The organism is Aquimarina algicola (assembly GCF_006443095.1).
Taxonomy (GTDB): domain Bacteria; phylum Bacteroidota; class Bacteroidia; order Flavobacteriales; family Flavobacteriaceae; genus Aquimarina; species Aquimarina algicola.
This window is the reverse complement of sequence record NZ_VFWZ01000007.1, coordinates 238,728-256,233: the sequence shown is the minus strand read 5'-3', so window position 1 is coordinate 256,233 and position 17,506 is coordinate 238,728. Positions and strand designations below refer to the sequence as shown.

The window sequence follows — 17,506 nt, the reverse complement described above, 5'->3', positions numbered from 1 at the left end:
TTAGATATTTCATTTCCCCCAAGATGAAAGATTTTAATAAAAGTGAGTTTTGATTTTAGAGTAAGCCCCTAAATTAAGATGATTTGTGTGAAGAGAAAGAGTGCGCCCGCACTCTTTTTTCTTTTATATAGTATTGAGATTGAATTTAGTATAAAGTAAGAAAAATACTACTTCTGTATGATTTATTATGCTTTTATAATAGTTTAAATGTTAATTTTATGGGTAAAGTGTAAATTTTATTTGTTTAATTAAAAACTTATAGTATCTTTACACTGTGATTATGAGTTAGATATTTCATTTCCCCCAAGATGAAAGATTTTAATAAAAGTGAGTTTTGATTTTAGAGTAAGCCCCTAAATTAAGATGATTTGTGTGAAGAAAAAGAGTGCGCCCGCACTCTTTTTTTCTTTTAATATAATTCTGGATTTGTTGATATTATACTATAAACTATTCGTTATCGATAGAAAACGATTTTTATCGATTTTATAATATTAGTTTTCTTAACTGTTTACATTGACATAAGAAAGGTAATCCTTATTCAAAAGATTGCATCGTTACTAGCTTTTGATACACACCGTTTTTGATTAAAAGATCTTCATGAGTACCTTTTTCTACAATTTTACCTTTCTGCATAACGATAATCATATCAGAATTTTGTATGGTAGATAACCTATGCGCTATTACAATACTAGTTCTGTTTTTCATCATATTTTCTAAGGCAGATTGTACAAGTCTTTCACTTTCTGTATCCAGGGCAGATGTAGCTTCATCGAGTATCATTATCGGAGGGTTTTTTAATACTGCTCTTGCAATAGAGAGACGTTGTTTCTGTCCTCCACTTAATTTACTTCCACTATCTCCAATATTGGTATGTATTCCTTTTGATAGATCTTTTACAAATTCCCAGGCATTAGCAATTTTCAGGGCGTCTATTATTTCTTCGTCAGAAGCATCTTCATTTCCTATCAGTAAATTATTTTTGATGGTATCGTTAAAAAGAATAGAATCTTGAGTCACTAATCCCATTAAGCTTCGCAACGATTTTTTTGTTAGGTCTCTTAAATCTATACCATCTATTTTTATATTCCCTTTATTAACGTCATAAAATCGAGTTACCAAATTGGCTATGGTAGATTTTCCACTTCCTGATTGACCTACAAGAGCAACAGAACTTCCTTTAGGGACTTCTAATGAAAAATCTTGTAACACATAATCATCTTCATATTTAAAAGATACATTTTCTAAGCTGATCATAGTGTTAAATCCCTTTTTCTCTTGCGCTTTTGGGCTATCTTCAAGAGGAGATATTGCATTTAAAATTTCTAAGACACGTTCTGCAGCCGCATTTCCTTTTTTGACTCCATAACTGGCCTTTGATATTGCTTTTGCAGGGGTTAGAATGTTGTACGCTAATCCCATATATACTAAGAAGGCACTAGCCTCTAACGATTTTTCTACAAAAACCATACGTCCACCATACCATAATAATACTGCGATAACGCAAATACCTAAAAATTCACTAGTTGGAGAGGCTAAGTTTTGTCTATTTAATAATGAATTAGAAAATTTAAAAAACTTAGTAGTTGATTTTTGAAATTTATCATCAAAAATTCTTTCAGCATTAAATCCTTTTATCACCTTAAGTCCACCTAATGTTTCTTCTATTATTGAAAGAAATACACCCTGTTCTTTTTGTACTTTGTCAGAGTGTTTTTTTAAAGATTTACCAATTTTTGAAATTAAAAAACCTGAAATAGGTATAAAAATAAAAACAAAAATGGTAAGCTTTACACTAACACCAAACATCACAATTATGGTGAATAGTATCATTAAAGGCTCTCTAACGATTAACTCCAATACAGATAAGAATGAATGTTGAATTTCTAAAACATCAGAAGTAATACGGGCTATAACATCACCTTTTCTTTTTTCTGAAAAATAATTAAGTGGTAAAGAAATTACTTTTTGATAGAGGCTATCTCTGATATCTCTTAATACACCATTTCTAAGAAATGTGATAAAAAACATTGCTAAGTAACTAAACATATTTTTTATCAAAAACATACTTATTACCAAACCTACCATAGCGGTAAGCACATAGATTTCTCCGTGTTCTTCGGTTTTTAAAGTGACAAAATAGTTAAGATAATCTTCTAAATATTGTTTAAGTTGAGTAATACCTTGATATGTTGGTGCTATGGTTACAGGTTTTGTTTCACCGAGTAATACACTAAGCATAGGTATCAGTGAAACAAAAGATAGTGTACCGAACAGTGCATAAAAGATGTTACAAATAATATTTAAAATACCATGATGTCTGTAAGGTTTCGCAAAGCGAAGGATTTGTTTAAAGTAATTCATTAAAAGTATGCTAGATCGCTATTATATCTATATTAAATTAATTTTAGGTCTTTTTTTATAGCTTCAATTTTAAGATCAAGTTGATCTTGAGTAGTATCAAAATCAGAAACACTACCCAAAGCATCTTGGACACTGATATAAAACTTAATCTTAGGCTCTGTACCACTCGGTCTGGCAGCAATTTTGCTTCCTGTCTCGGTATAGAAAATTAATACATTCGATTTCGGAATATTGATTTCGGATTTTGCTTGATCTTGGATGTTATAAGCAGTACTGTTGAGGTAATCTTCAATAAGAACTACTTTTTCTTCGTTTATTGATTTTGGAGGGTTATTTCTCAAATCCGCCATAATCTGTTTAATTTCTTCTGCACCATCAATTCCCTTTTTTACTAAAGAAATAAGACTTTCTTTATACAATCCATGTTGGGCGTATAAATCTAGAAGTGTATCATAAAAAGAACTGCCCTTTGATTTTGTATTAGCTACAATTTCGCAAGCAAGTAGAGTAGAAGTTACGGCATCTTTATCTCTTACAAAATCCCCTACCATAAATCCAAAGCTTTCTTCTCCACCTCCTATGAACTGTTTTTCAGGAAAATCCTTTATTAATTTGGCAATCCATTTAAACCCGGTTAAAACCTCATGATATTCTACACCATAAGCTTCTCCCAGTCTACGCATCATAGGAGTCGATACTATTGTAGATGCAATAAATTCATTTCCTTTTAGTTGTTGATTTTTATATTTTTCCAACAGAAACCAAGTCATTACAACCATAGTTTGGTTACCATTAAGAAGTTGTAGTTGTCCTTTATTATTACGAACAGCAATACCCAACCTATCACAATCAGGATCTGTACCTATAACAATATCGGCATTTACATTTTCTGCAAGTTGCATAGCCATTGTTAAGGCTTCGGGCTCTTCAGGATTTGGCGATTTAACCGTAGGGAAATTACCATTTGGTTCCGATTGTTCTTCAACAATATGTACATTTTTATATCCGGCTTTTTTTAGTGTTTCCGGAACTGCTTTTATAGATGTTCCATGAAGGGAAGTAAAAACTATAGTGGTATTATCTTTGGCTTCTTGAGTGGCTACAAAACTTCCATTTTTGACACTTTGTTCTATGAAAATGGTATCTACTTCTGTGTCTATTTTTTCAATAAATCCAGTATTACTATCAAATTTTATATCAGAGTAGTTGAGTGCACTAATTTCTGAGATGATTTCTTGATCCTGTGGTGGTACTAATTGCCCTCCATCTTGCCAGTATACTTTATACCCATTATATTCTGGTGGGTTATGACTTGCAGTCAACACAATACCGCAATGACATCCTAAGTGTTTTACTGCAAAAGATAATTCTGGTGTAGGACGTAATTCTGAAAATAAATATACTTTGATTCCATTGGCAGAAAAAACATCAGCTACTGTTTGCGCTAGTGTATCACTATTATTTCTACAATCATATGCAATTACTGCTTTTGGCTGCTCATTTGGAAATTGTTTATGCAAATAGTTACTCAATCCTTGCGTACTTTTCCCAAGGGTATATTTATTAATTCTATTGGTACCAACTCCCATAATACCTCGCATACCTCCTGTACCAAATTCGAGATCTTTATAAAAGCTTTCTTTTAGCTCTTTTGTATTATCGTTTTGTAAATTTTGAATTTGTTTTTGTGTATCATTATCGAAGATTGGAGTAAGCCATTCTTCAACTCTTATATTTATTTCAGAATCTGTGATTTGCATGCCGATAGATTTAGTTGCAAAAATAGTATATTTTCTATTTCAAGTATTAGCTTACATGCTAATTTATTATAAGTTATATTACTTGCAATAAATTATTATAATACATCAATATATGATAATAATTTATGCTTTTATTGATTAAAGATGTATTCTTTCGGATATGTTATACCTTTCTTTACTGCGCTTACTGGTCAGAATAATTTCTCCTAAGAATCCGGCTAAGAAAAATTGAGTTCCCAAAATCATAACAGTCAATGCTATATAAAATTCTGGTCGTTGCGCTATTAATCTTCCTTTGGTTTCTATGAATAATTTATCTATCCCTAGGTATAAGGATATAAAAAAACCAAGAATGAATAATAATGTACCAATTAAGCCAAAAAAGTGCATTGGCCTTTTTCCAAAACGCGATACAAACCATATGGTAACCAAGTCTAGAAAACCATTCACAAACCTACTCATTCCGAATTTGGTTTTACCGTATTTTCTTGCTTGGTGTAATACTACTTTTTCTCCAATCCTGGTAAAACCGGCATTCTTTGCCAATACAGGAATATATCTGTGCATCTCGCCATGTACATCAATATTTTTGACCACTACTTTTTTATAAGCTTTTAATCCACAATTGAAATCATGTAATTTTACTCCAGAAGTACTCCTGGCAGCGGCATTAAATAATTTTGAAGGTAAATTTTTTGCAATAACAGAATCATACCTTTTTTTCTTCCAACCGGATACGAGATCGAATCCTTCTTTTATGATCATGTCATATAATTCAGGAATTTCTTCAGGATTGTCTTGTAAATCAGCATCCATGGTAATGACTACATCTGCTTGTGCAGCTTCGAAACCAGCATGAAGAGCTTGTGATTTCCCAAAATTTTTTAAAAAACGGATTCCTTTTACGTTTTGATCCTTTTCAGATAATGTCAGAATAGTATCCCAAGATTCATCAGTACTACCATCATCAATAAAAATAATTTCATAAGAAAAAGAATTGGATTGCATAACTTTTGCAATCCAATCATATAATTCGTTAAGTGATTCCTGCTCATTTAGCAGTGGTATGATCACAGATATATTCATAAATTTAATATAACTCTTGTTTTTTCTGCAAGACAAGACCAGAAATTAATGAGAAAATAAAACCTAAAAATAGACTACCTATTATAGAAAATGCAAAACTTAAATATGGGCTTGCAAATTTTTCTGCGATAGACATACTTTGATTAATTTGTTCTTCAGAAAAATCAGGATAATTTTCTATCATTTTTTCTCTTTGCACTTCTAATACTTGTTGTGTATAATCGGGTTCTATTACTGTCGTTAATACAATAGACCATATTGAACTTATTATACCACCAATTAAGGCAATACCAATACCAATTTTAATAGCATCCATTAAATTAAGGTATCCTTCGTTAGTTTTTTTATAAGCCTTTATACCATATATTATTACTATCAAAAGAAGTAGAGGACCTGCAACCGCAAATGCCCAATGCGGATCTGTATATGAGTCGGTTACATATAGTATTACAGCCAAAGCGATAGAAACCAGCCCTAATAATGCCCCGTAATTTATAATAATCTTCTTAGAAGATGATTTTTCGTTTTTCATTTTAAAATACTTTTGGTTATTTTACCAAACATAAGTACACAAATATACTAAATTGTTACAGCTACACTTGTAAAAATAAAATTTTAAAGAAAAACGATAAAAATATGCTTTTTTTATTGTTGATTTGAAGAATATGATTAAATTTGCACCTCGAAAAAAAGAAAAGATAATACCATGAGAAAAGATATTCACCCAGAAAATTATAGATTAGTAGCTTTTAAAGATATGTCTAACGATGAAGTTTTTATTACTAAGTCTACAGCTAATACAAAAGAAACTCTCGAGGTTGATGGTGTTGAATATCCATTAATCAAATTAGAGATTTCTAGAACTTCTCATCCATTCTATACTGGTAAGTCAAAACTTATCGATACAGCTGGACGTATAGATAAATTCAAAAACAAATACGCTAAATTCAAAAAATAATTTAGTTGATATCATAAAAATATCTTTAAGCCTTTCTATACAGAAAGGCTTTTTTATTTTTGTGACTTTAATTTATAATATCACTTTCAAAACATAATCTTTCAATTATATAAAATTATAGGGCTATGAATTATATTCTATTTGATGGGGCATCACGAAATGCTCTATTACCATTCACATATACAAGACCAGTAGCAGAAATTAGAATAGGGATACTTACTATTCGCGAAAAATGGGAAAGACACTTGGGTTTCACGACATCGACAGTTACAGAAGATTATTTAAGTGATAAATTTCCTCTTGTAGAAGTAGAAGAGAATATAATGATTAATGCTTCTTATATACCTACAAAACATCTTGTAGATATTATTATGAATCTACAAGTTAAACAAGCTGTGTTTGTTGATGATGAGCCTGTGGCATTTTTTGTAAAAGAAGATGAAGAAGTTGATTTTGACGAGTACGAAATTATCGAATATACAGAGCCTACATTCACAATAAAAAATACATGGGATATTTTTTCTAAGAATGAACAAGCAATAAAAGAAGATTTTACCTTATTAACTCATGAAAGAATAAGTGCTCCTATTTCTGATACCAATAATGTCATAGCAAAAGAGAATATTTTTGTTGAAGAAGGTGCAAAATTTGAATTTGTAACAATTAATGCTACAAATGGCCCCGTATATATAGGAAAAGATGTTGAGATTATGGAAGGCAGCATAATTAGAGGGCCTTTTGCTATTTGTGATTATGCAACTGTAAAAATGGGAGCCAAAATATATGGAGGAACAACTATTGGTCCTTATTCAAAAGTAGGGGGAGAAATCTCTAATTCTGTAGTTTTTGGATATTCTAATAAAGGACATGATGGGTTTTTAGGTAATTCTGTATTGGGAGAATGGTGTAATCTAGGAGCAGATACTAATACGTCAAATCTGAAAAATAATTATGCTCCCGTAAGGTTATGGAGTTATGAAACAGAAAATTTTGCAAAGACAGGATTACAGTTTTGCGGTTTGATGATGGGAGATCATTCTAAATGCGGAATCAATACTATGTTTAATACAGGTACCGTTGTGGGTGTAAATGCAAATATTTTTGGAGGAGGATTTCCACGTAATTTTATCCCGAGTTATAGTTGGGGAGGTAGTGGTGGTTTTACTACATATTTGACTAAAAAAGCATTTGAAGTGGCAAAAGTGGTCATGGCACGTAGACAACTTGAATTTACTACTCAAGATGAAAAAATATTAGAACATGTTTTTGAAGAAACTCAAAAATGGAGAAAAGATTAAAACAAAAAAGCCGGTTATTAAACCGGCTTTTTTAATTTATTTAGAATTTTATTTCTTTATCTTTTTTCGAAGAAATATTCGTAAGATTCTGTTTCATCTCCATCAGTATAAACTTCTTTAAGAGTAAATTCTGATCCAGATAGTGTAATTGTACCGTCAAAAACTAAATCGCCATCCTCTTCTAATCCTTCTTCTACCTCTTGTGTAGTTTCATTTCTGATAATATATTCAAACTCTACTAATGTCAGCTTTTTTTCTTCTTCATCATATGCCCATTTTCCTTTAGACATATATGTCTCTTTTTCTTCAGAAGTGTAAACAGCAGAACAGGCATCTTGCGTAGCATTAAAATCTATTCTTGTATTTCTGTCTTTTGTAGTATATTCATAGGTTCCATCTTCATTAAATGTGATAATAAGAGAGTCTATGATAGTGCAATAATCTTTGTCTACAGTAACGCTTTCTGTGCTATCAGTACAGCTAATTGTACGTGTAAAATTATCACATTCTTCTTCTCCCAAAGATATAGTTGTATTGTCGTTCTCAATTTGTTTTGTGTAATTCCAGTCTCCTGCAAAATTAATATTTCCTCCCCATGCTTCAACTTCTACACATACTTCTACAGGGTTACTAATATTACCATTATCATCATATATGCAGATAATATAACAGAATTTTCCCGGAGGAATATCATTTGAAAAATCTACATCAAATCCAAATTCACCTTCATCTTCTTTACCAGATTTTAAAAATCTCTTATTGTTTGAAGCGCTTCTGAATAAAGCATCTCTAGGTATATCTAAATAATCTGCGGCTGTCTCCTCTCCAGATTTTATTTGTAAATATGCTCCTGCATAACTATCTGGAGCATTAAAATCGATATCAAATCCACTATTTAAGAAGGCAGATTGATTTTCGTTATTCTCTAAAGTAAAGCTAATATTACCATTGGGGGTAGGAGGGGTTCCTGCTTTTCTTTCTGCACCGCGAACAGAAATACCTTTGGATACTAATGATGCCTCTAAAACAGTTTCTTCTTGAGGGTTTGATTCTACAGAAGTTAAATCTCCTGAGTTTGAATCAGAATCATCGCTACTACAAGATATAATAGCCATGCAAATTGATAAGCATAAGTAGAGTTGAAGTGTTTTCATAAAAATTAGGTTAAGAAATGTTAAATTTTATATAAATGAGAGCAAATGTAATTAAAAATATCGACTATGCTCAAATAAGATCGATAAAATGCATTTTTTACCTAAAATTTACTTGGATTTTTCCTTCCATACTTTCTTTAGGACCAGAAAGTTTTGAGGATTATTGGTAAGCCCTTTTACATTTTTTTGAGTGAATCGAACAACTTCATCATAATATAGAGGTACTATAGGAGAATGTGCTATGATTATAGAATCCATTTTTACATAATGTTGCTCTCTTGATTTTGTATCTGTGATCAAAAAACTTTCTTCATATAATTGATCAAAAACTTTATTTGTAAAATGTGTGTAGTTTGGCCCGTTTGGGGTATGATTTTTACTATAATAAGGCGATAAAAAGTTTTCTGCATCAGGATAATCAGCAATCCAACTTGCTCTAAACATTTCTAATTCTCCTTTCCATTTCTTTTTACGTATTGTAGAAGGAGGCATAATGTCTACAAAAACTTCGATACCAATTTTCTCCAATTCTCGTTGTATGAATTCACAAATACTTTGATAGTTAGAATCTGTAGCGATTCGTATCGAAGGATTGTGGTCTCCTGTTTGCTTCTTATATTCTTCTACAAGATATTCTGCTTTTTTGGGATCATATTCAAATCCAGATATATTATTAAAACCCGGAATTCCTTTTGGTATAAAACCATTGAGAGCAGGAGTACCAATACCATTTTTTAGGTATTTGATCATTTTCTTTCTGTCGAATCCATGATTTATAGCTTTTCTCAAAAGTATAGATTGAATTTCTGTTTTATCAGTATCGAGATAAAAAGCTAAATATTCAGAGTTTAAATATGGTCCTTTGCTAATATTTATTTGTGTTTTGTATTTGTCCCTCAATCTGCCATCAGGAGTTAGTAATTCATCTTTGTAAGATGCATCAAGACTATTTAGCAAGTCTATATTACCTTGAGCAAATTGCAAGAATTCACTTTGTTTATCAGGGAGAAAAGTAATAGCAATGGCTTCTAGGTAGGGCAATTGTTTTCCTTTTTCATCTTTTTCAAAATAGAGATTATTTTTTCTGAATACTGCTTTTACGTTCTCTTCCCAAAATTTAAATTTAAAGGGCCCTGTGCCAACAGGATGAGACCTGAAATCGTTTCCATATAACTCAACAACTTCTTTTGGAACTACAGAGCAATATCGCATACTAAGTAACCCCAAAAAAGCAGGGAAAGGTTTTTTGAGTATGATTTGAAAAACCGTATCATTAATAGCTTGATAATTTTCAACATTTTTGAGAACCCAATTTCCGGGAGAAGCAATTTTAGGATCCTTTAATCTATTAAAACTATACACAAAATCATCAGCAATTACAATTCTGGTACTATCTTTTGATGAAAACTCTTTGTGTTTATGAAAATAAACATCGTTTCTTAAAGTAAAAGTGTATTTGAGACCATTGTCGTTTATCTGCCAGTTTTTGGCAATATCAGGAGTAATATGTAGTGAATCGTCTAGCTGTACCAAACCATTAAAGAGCTGATTTGTTGCCCATATATTAGGTACATCTCTTGCAAAAGCAGGATCGAGAGAACTTATATTTTCAAATTGATTGTACCTAAAAACCAAATGATCTCTGTTTTCTTTGAAAGCGGTAGTACAAGAAGCTAAAAATAGAAGTAGAATATAATATGTTGCTATATAGTGAATTAACTTAGGTAAACGGGCGTGAATCAATTTTAGTAAACGAATTATTGTTGGTATATTTGCATCCTTAATTTTATCTAAGGAAAATTAATTTTAATCTTTTAGATAATTGTAAATATAAAGAGATTTCTGCCTAGGTAGAAATCATAAGTATATTTTATGAAAAAAAAAGTTGCTTTTTATACACTTGGTTGTAAGTTGAATTTTTCAGAAACATCTACCATTGCACGAAATTTTGTTGATGAAGGTTTTGATAGAGTTGATTTTTCTGAAAAAGCAGATATTTATGTGATTAATACATGTTCTGTTACAGAAAATGCAGATAAAAGATTCAAAACAATAGTAAAACAAGCTCAAAAAGGAAATCCTAATGCTTTTGTTGCGGCAGTTGGTTGTTATGCTCAATTAAAACCCGAAGAATTAGCAGATGTTGATGGCGTAGATCTAGTTTTGGGTGCAACCGAAAAATTTAAAATCACAGATTATGTTAATGATCTTTCTAAAAATGATTTTGGAGAAATTCATTCTTGCGAAATAGAAGAAGCCGATTTTTACGTGGGAAGCTATTCGATTGGAGATAGGACAAGAGCATTTTTGAAAGTACAAGATGGTTGTGATTACAAATGTACATATTGTACAATACCTCTTGCAAGAGGTATTTCTAGAAGTGATACTTTAGAAAATGTTCTCAAAAATGCTAAAGAAATTTCTGAAAAAGGAATTAAAGAAATAGTGCTTACAGGTGTAAACATTGGGGATTATGGTAAAGGAGAATTTGGAAACAAAAAGCATGAGCACACTTTTTTTGATCTGGTTAAAGCTTTGGATCAGGTAGAAGGTATCGAAAGATTGCGAATTTCGTCTATAGAGCCAAATCTGTTAAAGAATGAAACTATTGATTTTGTTTCGAATTCAAGAACATTTGTGCCCCATTTTCATATTCCGTTGCAATCGGGGAGTGATGAGATTTTAAAATTAATGAGACGAAGGTATCTTACAGATCTATATGTAGATCGAGTACGTAAGATTAGAGAAGTTATGCCTCACGCTTGTATAGGTGTAGATGTAATAGTTGGTTTTCCTGGTGAGACTGATGATTATTTTTTGGATACGTATAACTTTTTGGCAACATTAGATATTTCGTATTTACACGTTTTTACATATTCTGAAAGAGACAACACAATAGCTGCAAACCTTGATGGAGTGGTTTCAAATGAAGTGAGAAAGAAAAGAAGTAAAATGCTTAGAGGTTTGTCTGTTAAAAAGAGAAGAGCTTTTTATGAAAGTCAATTGCAAACCGAAAGAACCGTTTTGTTTGAATCAGAAAATAAAGGAGGCTATATTTATGGTTTTACAGAAAATTATGTCAAAGTAAAAATGCCTTGGAATCCAAACTATATGAACACCCTACATAAAGTAAAATTAAAGGAAATAGACGAGGAGGGAACCGTTAGGTTTGATTTTGTTGGTGAATAAGAATTTGTTAACATCTCAAAAAGATTAACGTATAAAAAAATCTGCTTATCAAGCAGATTTTTTTATGTATATAAACAAAAATATTTTACTAAATATTAATTCCTACAGGAAGTAAATTTTTATATTTTCTTCTGTTTTTTCGCATAAATTTAGCAATAATAGGACTTGTAGGAACCAATCTGATATTACGTTCCTCTATCAGATTAAAAACGGCTACAATAAAATCTTTTTCGTATCCTTTTTCTAGATGCTCTTCACTCATAATAAGTTTAGTAAGAAAAATTTTTCTTTCTTGTAGCGCGTATTCGATTTTTGCTTTTTGATCCTCGATTGTAGTTTCAAATTGTCTTAGAAATTCATTATCAATGATTTCTAGTTCGACAGCACTCATGTTCTCCATATTTTTTTAGTTACGATGTATTTGATTGTGTATAAAGAATCAACCTAGTTATAGTAATAAAAAGGTATTTGTCTAAAAAATTATATTTTAAGTTTTATATAAACTCAGATTTAAATATAACTCTATACTCAATTAAAAATAATTAGTGTTTAAGTTCTCTTTTTGCAAAAAATTAACTCAATGTTTCCTTTTTTCTAACATAGGAAAACTATAATTTTGAGTTACAAAGATAAGAAAATAAGAGTTTCAAATTATAAAACCACTGTTAAAATACCTATGTCGCAGGAAGTTAGCTATGTTTATTTTGTTCCTGGATTAGCAGCAGACGAGTCTATCTTTGAATTTATCAAGTTACCAAAAGATAGATTTGTGACCCAAACCATACCTTGGAAGATACCTTTTGAAAAAGAATCTATTGCAAGTTATGCTAAACGAATGTGTGCAGAAATTAAACATGAAAACTGCATTCTGATAGGAGTTTCATTTGGAGGTGTTATGATACAGGAAATGAGTAAATATTTGAATGTTAGTAAGCTAGTGATTATTTCTAGTGTAAAGAATAGAGACGAACTTCCTGCCAGAATGAAAATAGCTAGAAAAACTAAAGCATACAAATTGGTGCCTACGGGACTTTTTTCTAAAGTAGAAAATTGGGAGAAATTTGCGTTTGGAGAATTTGCCAGAAAGAGAGCTGCTTTATATCAAAAATATTTGTCAGTGAATGATAAAAAGTATTTGGATTGGGCAATAGAGCAAATGGTTTGTTGGGATCAAGAAGTTGCACCAAAGGGTTTAATACATATTCATGGTGATAAAGATGTGGTTTTTCCGATTGCGAACATAAAAGATTGTATAACAGTAGATAATGGAACTCATGCAATGATTATTTATAGAGCCCGTTGGTTTAATAAATATTTACCTGAAATAATTGAGGATAACTTGCAATGATATAACTTTTTGCGTTATATTGTAGAAAATGTTTATCCCCAAATTTAAAATTTTGCCTAGTAATGAAAACGATAAAAAAAGGATTATTATGTATTGGAGTATTGTTTACTCTTGGAATTTTGGTTAATGCTACTCAAGATTTTACAGAGACTCCACTAATACAAGAGGAAGTAAAAGAAAAGTTAGTAAATGATTATAATGTGTATGCGATACCAATGCCGGATAATCTTAATTTCTCGGGCGAATTAGTACCTATACAAAACCCTGATATTAGAGAAAGAATGGATAGGGAGCTTTTGGTTAATACATATTGGCAGTCTAATGGATTACTACTTTTTAAAAGGGCTAATAAATATTTTCCAATTATAGAGCCGATACTCAAAGAGCATGGAGTTCCTGATGATTTCAAGTATTTGGCTGTGATTGAAAGTGGCCTAACACAAGCGGTCTCTCCTGCCAAAGCAACAGGCTTTTGGCAAATCTTGAAAGGTACCGGAAAAGAATTTGGATTAGAAGTTAATCAAAATGTAGATGAACGTTATCATATCGAGAAATCTACAGAGGTGGCTTGTAAATATTTAAAAAGAGCCAAAAAACGATTCGGAAGTTGGACCCTTGCCGCTGCTGCGTATAATGCTGGTAATGGAGGTATTAATAAACAATTGGTAAGACAAAATGCTAAAACTTATTATGATTTGTTACTTGGCGAAGAAACAGGGAGATATGTTTTCAGGATTATTGCCGTAAAAGAAATTCTGAGTAATCCAAAACGATATGGATTCAATTTTAGAAGCGAAGATTTATATACACATGTTCCAACTTTTAATGTTTTGGTAGATGAGCCCATTGCCGATTTTAATGAATTTGTGAAACAGTATGATATTAATTACAAGATTTTAAAAATTCATAATCCATGGCTTAGAGAAACTAGTCTGAACAATGTTTCAGGTAAAGAATACCTTATTAAAATACCCAGAGAAGGGTATTACGAAACAATAACAGGTCAATAAAATTAATTCTTTTTTAGCATAGGGCTTTTCTTTTCATTACTATGAATATATCAGTAATAGTTTCGTTGGTATGTATTGGTCTGTTAGCAGGTTTTTTTAGTGGCGTTTTAGGAATAGGGGGGAGTGTAGTTATGATTCCTTTGTTGATTCTATGGGTTAACTTTTCTCAGCATGAAGCACAAGGAACTAGTCTGGCTGTTTTGGCTGTCCCTGTTACGTTATTGGCTGCTTATAATTATTATCAAGAAGGTCATGTAAACTGGAAATTTGCCATAATAATAGCAATTACCTTTATTGTAGGAGGGTATTTGGGTAGTAAATTGGCTATTTCTATACCACAACAATTACTGAAAAAAATATTTGGAGGTGTTCTTTTGCTAGTGGCGATTAAAATGATTTTTGGAAAATAATCACTAATATTTAGATTTAGAATCCTAAGATAGGTATTAATTTACCATCTTTTTTCATATATAACATCTTCCAGCCCCAAATGCTGTGATAAGGATTTTCATTATCTATAAAAGCAGTAAGATAAGGTTTACCTTTTAAAGTAATAGTTGCTAGTTTTTTAGAATTAGAAACATAGTATGTAATTTCATTTTCAGAAATATCTATAGGAGTGTATCCGTCACCTTTTCGTATGGCCTTAAAAGAATCTTTCAGATCGTCTTCAATATCTTCAAAAGCAAAGGATGTATTACCCATAGCATTCATTCTTTTTATAGATGCTTCTATTTCAGTTTTATGAAGTTCGATATACTTTTTTATTTGACCTTTTTTAATGATTTGATCTAATTTTAATGCTAGAGCAGTAAGTTTTTCAATGTCTGAAGAGTCAAAGTTGTCCCCATTGTCCCATATATTTTTGGGAATATCATTTGCTTCAAAAGTAAAAAAACTAGGACGGTTCTCTTTGAGTTCAATCTTTATATCTTCATCTGCAAGTCTGCCAGATTCATCAATTTCATTTGTGTAAATTCCTATTTCGTACTTGCCTTTCGGAAAATTTCCTATAAGTTCGATGGTGTTTTTACCATTAACTAAAAGGTCTCTTATTGGTTTTGTTATAGAGCTTGTTCCAGATAGCGTATCTTCTTCAGGACGGAATGATACTGGTATTCCATTCAAAAGAACACTTCCGTAAGATTCGTAATTGTAGTGTATAACAAGGTTGTAATGGATCTGTTTAACTTTCTTAGGAGTTGTAGATAAATCGTTTCGTTTATTGTTTTGTAGTTCTGATACTATCTTTTCTTCCTTTGAAAAGGAAGAACAACTTATTAAAATTAAAAAAGATAATAACTTTATCAGAGTCAATTTATTGAGGTAGCGTATTACCATTATTTGTTGTTTTATGACTTTGATGATATAGGTTAAATTAGATATGAAGAGTTGAATGGGAGTAAAAAATAATTTACTAGTTATCTTTTCTTCTGTTATTTATAGAGTCACGTTCTTTTCTATATTTTTCATATTCTTCGTCTATTCTTCTTTCTTCATCAGTTCTTCTATCACCAGAATCATTTGAAGTATTAATAATCTTGGTGTCTTCTGTCGATAAATCACTATTTGCATTAAGGTCCAAATCTGCAATTAGAAGAGAAACTCCTTTTGAAAGGGAATTAAAGTGAATATTATAAGAATTACTCAACGTCTCACTAGAATGATGTGTTACTATTTTTCTTATATCTAATATTTTCTTGTTTTCGTCCATAAAATACATCATAGGGAAGCCAAGTGCATGTTTTAATTTATTGATGATATAAGAATCTTGATTTGTTTTTTCGTCGATGTGAACCAGCTTTATATTTTCTGAATATTCTTTCGATTTTTGTTTCAGCTTTTCTTTGTTATCCCAAAATAAAACAACGAAATCAATTTGATCATGAAATCGATCTACTAAATCATTTAAAGCAGGTATTTCTCCGATTCCGGGAACACACCATGAAGCGTATGTAATAAGAAAAATTGGTTTCTCATAATCTTCTAAAGCGATAGGATCTCCTTTTAAAGGATATACGCTGAAGTTATCCATATATGTACCACTAAGGTGATTTCTTACTAAAGAGTCAAATAAAGATTCGGCTCTTTCTAAATCATTGTCTTTGTATGCAGCATCAATCTTTTGATTATATTTTACGATATGAGCAGAAATTGCAGTCGAAAAAGGTATTTTTCTCTCTTCTTGTGCAAACGAATTAGTAAAATATATAAAGAGTATTCCTAAAACTAATAGTTTCTTCATTACAATTAAATTACAGTAGCTAATGTACTATAATGTAATCAAAAAAGTGTTATACGAAAACAAAAAATGGTATTGCTTAAGTAATTGACAGCTATTTTGATAAACATTAACTACTTTCATAAACGTTCTTTTACGATCAATTAGTATGCCTAAATCTTTTTCATCTGTTGTTTCATCATTGTAATTTGATCTTTAAGCATATTATGCTTATCTAGTTTTTTTGCTTCCGTGAGCAATGTCTGAGCTTCACGTTTACGACGTTTTGTCATTGCGATTCCAGCCAGATTTAATTTGGCTACAGCAAGATCTTGATTCATAGATAAACCTAGTTTGATAGCCTTTTTTAAATATTTCTCTGCTTGTGTGATATTGGTTTGAGAGAGCATAATACCCAAAAGATAATTATAATACCCTTGTTGCTTCGTTGTAAGAGCACTTTCAGGGTTTTTAATTTTGTCTAACCATTTTTTTGCTCCACCAAAATCTTGTTTACGTAACCTTAAAAAGGCCAGTAAGATCATTTCATTTTTAAAATACAAAAACACAAAAATTGATGATAATAAAATTAACATGATTCCATTACCAATATAACCTTCGATTATTTGCCATATTGCTACACCAAAAATGATGATTGCTATTACTAATTTTATATTTTTGTTATACATAAAAAGTGAGTGTTTATTTAATGTCGCGCAAAGGTAATAAAAACAATCAAAAATAAATTGATAATTACGCTTGTCAAAGTAAAAACTCTTTGTATATTTGCCCGCAGTTTTGGAAAGTGATATTTCCTAAACGTTAAGTATGACATTTCAAAGAAGAAAATAAAGATAGATAGCAATGAAAAGAACATTTCAACCATCGAAAAGAAAAAGAAAAAATAAGCACGGTTTCAGAGAGCGTATGGCTTCTGCAAATGGTAGAAAAGTATTAGCTCGTAGAAGAGCTAAAGGAAGAAAGAAACTATCTGTATCATCTGAGTTAAGACACAAGCACTAATGATAGATGCGCTTCGAAAATATTAAAGGTGTTACTTTATGAGTAACGCCTTTTTTTATATCTAATCTATAAATTCTAGTATAAGTCAATACCATATT

17 protein-coding genes are annotated in these 17,506 nt (G+C 31.0%); 7 read left to right on the top strand and 10 right to left on the bottom strand.

Going from position 1 to position 17,506, the window contains the following annotated elements; all coding sequences use genetic code 11:
- Window positions 1–534 precede the first annotated feature (534 nt).
- The 4 genes from FHK87_RS20170 to FHK87_RS20155 form a co-directional block, all read right to left on the bottom strand.
- A complete protein-coding gene (locus tag FHK87_RS20170) occupies window positions 535–2,361 on the bottom strand; it encodes an ABC transporter ATP-binding protein (protein ID WP_140595921.1) in 1,827 nt (608 codons plus the stop codon).
- 32 nt (window positions 2,362–2,393) lie between these two features.
- Window positions 2,394–4,121, bottom strand: a complete 1,728-nt coding sequence (locus FHK87_RS20165; protein WP_140595918.1) for a phospho-sugar mutase — start codon at window positions 4,119–4,121, stop codon at window positions 2,394–2,396.
- Between the two features lie 138 nt (window positions 4,122–4,259).
- On the bottom strand, window positions 4,260–5,207 hold the full coding sequence (locus tag FHK87_RS20160) for a glycosyltransferase family 2 protein (protein WP_140595914.1): 948 nt from the start codon (window positions 5,205–5,207) through the stop codon (window positions 4,260–4,262).
- A 4-nt stretch (window positions 5,208–5,211) separates the two neighbouring features.
- Window positions 5,212–5,739 (bottom strand): DUF4199 domain-containing protein, encoded by a 528-nt coding sequence (locus FHK87_RS20155; RefSeq protein ID WP_140595910.1) that lies wholly within the window; start codon window positions 5,737–5,739, stop codon window positions 5,212–5,214.
- A 174-nt stretch (window positions 5,740–5,913) separates the two neighbouring features.
- Here FHK87_RS20155 and FHK87_RS20150 point away from each other — a divergent pair, with 174 nt between their 5' ends.
- Together FHK87_RS20150 and FHK87_RS20145 are read left to right on the top strand one after the other, a co-directional pair.
- On the top strand, window positions 5,914–6,165 hold the full coding sequence (locus FHK87_RS20150; protein WP_140595906.1) for a type B 50S ribosomal protein L31: 252 nt from the start codon (window positions 5,914–5,916) through the stop codon (window positions 6,163–6,165).
- A gap of 125 nt (window positions 6,166–6,290) precedes the next feature.
- Window positions 6,291–7,463 carry a GlmU family protein gene (locus FHK87_RS20145; RefSeq protein ID WP_140595902.1) on the top strand — a complete coding sequence of 391 codons (1,173 nt, stop codon included), beginning with the start codon at window positions 6,291–6,293 and terminating at the stop codon, window positions 7,461–7,463.
- Between the two features lie 56 nt (window positions 7,464–7,519).
- Here FHK87_RS20145 and FHK87_RS20140 read toward each other — a convergent pair whose 3' ends face one another.
- Both FHK87_RS20140 and FHK87_RS20135 read right to left on the bottom strand, forming a co-directional pair.
- On the bottom strand, window positions 7,520–8,617 hold the full coding sequence (locus FHK87_RS20140; RefSeq protein WP_140595899.1) for a hypothetical protein: 1,098 nt from the start codon (window positions 8,615–8,617) through the stop codon (window positions 7,520–7,522).
- 108 nt (window positions 8,618–8,725) lie between these two features.
- Complete coding sequence (locus FHK87_RS20135; RefSeq protein ID WP_140595895.1) at window positions 8,726–10,360, bottom strand: ABC transporter substrate-binding protein; 1,635 nt, start codon at window positions 10,358–10,360, stop codon at window positions 8,726–8,728.
- 129 nt (window positions 10,361–10,489) lie between these two features.
- Here FHK87_RS20135 and mtaB point away from each other — a divergent pair, with 129 nt between their 5' ends.
- Entirely contained in the window at window positions 10,490–11,806 is a 1,317-nt protein-coding gene (gene mtaB / locus FHK87_RS20130; protein ID WP_140595893.1) for a tRNA (N(6)-L-threonylcarbamoyladenosine(37)-C(2))-methylthiotransferase MtaB, read from the top strand.
- Window positions 11,807–11,894: 88 nt separating this feature from the next.
- On the opposite strand, the gene FHK87_RS20125 is transcribed toward mtaB, so the two are convergent.
- Window positions 11,895–12,197 carry an N-acetyltransferase gene (locus FHK87_RS20125; RefSeq protein WP_226294336.1) on the bottom strand — a complete coding sequence of 101 codons (303 nt, stop codon included), beginning with the start codon at window positions 12,195–12,197 and terminating at the stop codon, window positions 11,895–11,897.
- 225 nt (window positions 12,198–12,422) lie between these two features.
- On the opposite strand from FHK87_RS20125, the gene FHK87_RS20120 reads away from it, so the two are divergent.
- The 3 genes from FHK87_RS20120 to FHK87_RS20110 all read left to right on the top strand — a co-directional run bounded on the left by FHK87_RS20120 (window position 12,423) and on the right by FHK87_RS20110 (window position 14,574).
- On the top strand, window positions 12,423–13,154 hold the full coding sequence (locus FHK87_RS20120) for an alpha/beta hydrolase (protein ID WP_317133555.1): 732 nt from the start codon (window positions 12,423–12,425) through the stop codon (window positions 13,152–13,154).
- Window positions 13,155–13,216: 62 nt separating this feature from the next.
- A complete protein-coding gene (locus FHK87_RS20115; protein WP_140595887.1) occupies window positions 13,217–14,164 on the top strand; it encodes a lytic transglycosylase domain-containing protein in 948 nt (315 codons plus the stop codon).
- 41 nt (window positions 14,165–14,205) lie between these two features.
- The gene (locus FHK87_RS20110; protein WP_140595884.1) at window positions 14,206–14,574 is read left to right on the top strand and encodes a sulfite exporter TauE/SafE family protein; all 369 of its coding nucleotides are present in this window, start codon (window positions 14,206–14,208) and stop codon (window positions 14,572–14,574) included.
- Window positions 14,575–14,590: 16 nt separating this feature from the next.
- Here FHK87_RS20110 and FHK87_RS20105 read toward each other — a convergent pair whose 3' ends face one another.
- The 3 genes from FHK87_RS20105 to FHK87_RS20095 all read right to left on the bottom strand — a co-directional run bounded on the left by FHK87_RS20105 (window position 14,591) and on the right by FHK87_RS20095 (window position 17,074).
- The gene (locus tag FHK87_RS20105) at window positions 14,591–15,505 is read right to left on the bottom strand and encodes a hypothetical protein (RefSeq protein ID WP_140595881.1); all 915 of its coding nucleotides are present in this window, start codon (window positions 15,503–15,505) and stop codon (window positions 14,591–14,593) included.
- A 76-nt stretch (window positions 15,506–15,581) separates the two neighbouring features.
- The gene (locus FHK87_RS20100) at window positions 15,582–16,409 is read right to left on the bottom strand and encodes a TlpA family protein disulfide reductase (RefSeq protein WP_140595879.1); all 828 of its coding nucleotides are present in this window, start codon (window positions 16,407–16,409) and stop codon (window positions 15,582–15,584) included.
- A 149-nt stretch (window positions 16,410–16,558) separates the two neighbouring features.
- Window positions 16,559–17,074, bottom strand: coding sequence for a DUF2892 domain-containing protein (locus FHK87_RS20095; RefSeq protein ID WP_140595876.1), 516 nt, complete (start codon window positions 17,072–17,074; stop codon window positions 16,559–16,561).
- Between the two features lie 175 nt (window positions 17,075–17,249).
- On the opposite strand from FHK87_RS20095, the gene rpmH reads away from it, so the two are divergent.
- Window positions 17,250–17,408, top strand: a complete 159-nt coding sequence (rpmH, locus tag FHK87_RS20090; protein ID WP_081414554.1) for a 50S ribosomal protein L34 — start codon at window positions 17,250–17,252, stop codon at window positions 17,406–17,408.
- Window positions 17,409–17,506 lie beyond the last annotated feature (98 nt).

What these genes read in the sequence shown, in the direction of transcription:
- FHK87_RS20170 (WP_140595921.1), bottom strand. Translation starts at nt 2,361, where the DNA reads ATGAATTACTTTAAACAAATCCTTCGCTTTGCGAAACCTTACAGACAT.
- FHK87_RS20165 (WP_140595918.1), bottom strand. Translation starts at nt 4,121, where the DNA reads ATGCAAATCACAGATTCTGAAATAAATATAAGAGTTGAAGAATGGCTT.
- FHK87_RS20160 (WP_140595914.1), bottom strand. Translation starts at nt 5,207, where the DNA reads ATGAATATATCTGTGATCATACCACTGCTAAATGAGCAGGAATCACTT.
- FHK87_RS20155 (WP_140595910.1), bottom strand. Translation starts at nt 5,739, where the DNA reads ATGAAAAACGAAAAATCATCTTCTAAGAAGATTATTATAAATTACGGG.
- FHK87_RS20150 (WP_140595906.1), top strand. Translation starts at nt 5,914, where the DNA reads ATGAGAAAAGATATTCACCCAGAAAATTATAGATTAGTAGCTTTTAAA.
- FHK87_RS20145 (WP_140595902.1), top strand. Translation starts at nt 6,291, where the DNA reads ATGAATTATATTCTATTTGATGGGGCATCACGAAATGCTCTATTACCA.
- FHK87_RS20140 (WP_140595899.1), bottom strand. Translation starts at nt 8,617, where the DNA reads ATGAAAACACTTCAACTCTACTTATGCTTATCAATTTGCATGGCTATT.
- mtaB (WP_140595893.1), top strand. Translation starts at nt 10,490, where the DNA reads ATGAAAAAAAAAGTTGCTTTTTATACACTTGGTTGTAAGTTGAATTTT.
- FHK87_RS20125 (WP_226294336.1), bottom strand. Translation starts at nt 12,197, where the DNA reads ATGAGTGCTGTCGAACTAGAAATCATTGATAATGAATTTCTAAGACAA.
- FHK87_RS20115 (WP_140595887.1), top strand. Translation starts at nt 13,217, where the DNA reads ATGAAAACGATAAAAAAAGGATTATTATGTATTGGAGTATTGTTTACT.
- FHK87_RS20110 (WP_140595884.1), top strand. Translation starts at nt 14,206, where the DNA reads ATGAATATATCAGTAATAGTTTCGTTGGTATGTATTGGTCTGTTAGCA.
- FHK87_RS20105 (WP_140595881.1), bottom strand. Translation starts at nt 15,505, where the DNA reads ATGGTAATACGCTACCTCAATAAATTGACTCTGATAAAGTTATTATCT.
- FHK87_RS20100 (WP_140595879.1), bottom strand. Translation starts at nt 16,409, where the DNA reads ATGAAGAAACTATTAGTTTTAGGAATACTCTTTATATATTTTACTAAT.
- FHK87_RS20095 (WP_140595876.1), bottom strand. Translation starts at nt 17,074, where the DNA reads ATGTATAACAAAAATATAAAATTAGTAATAGCAATCATCATTTTTGGT.
- rpmH (WP_081414554.1), top strand. Translation starts at nt 17,250, where the DNA reads ATGAAAAGAACATTTCAACCATCGAAAAGAAAAAGAAAAAATAAGCAC.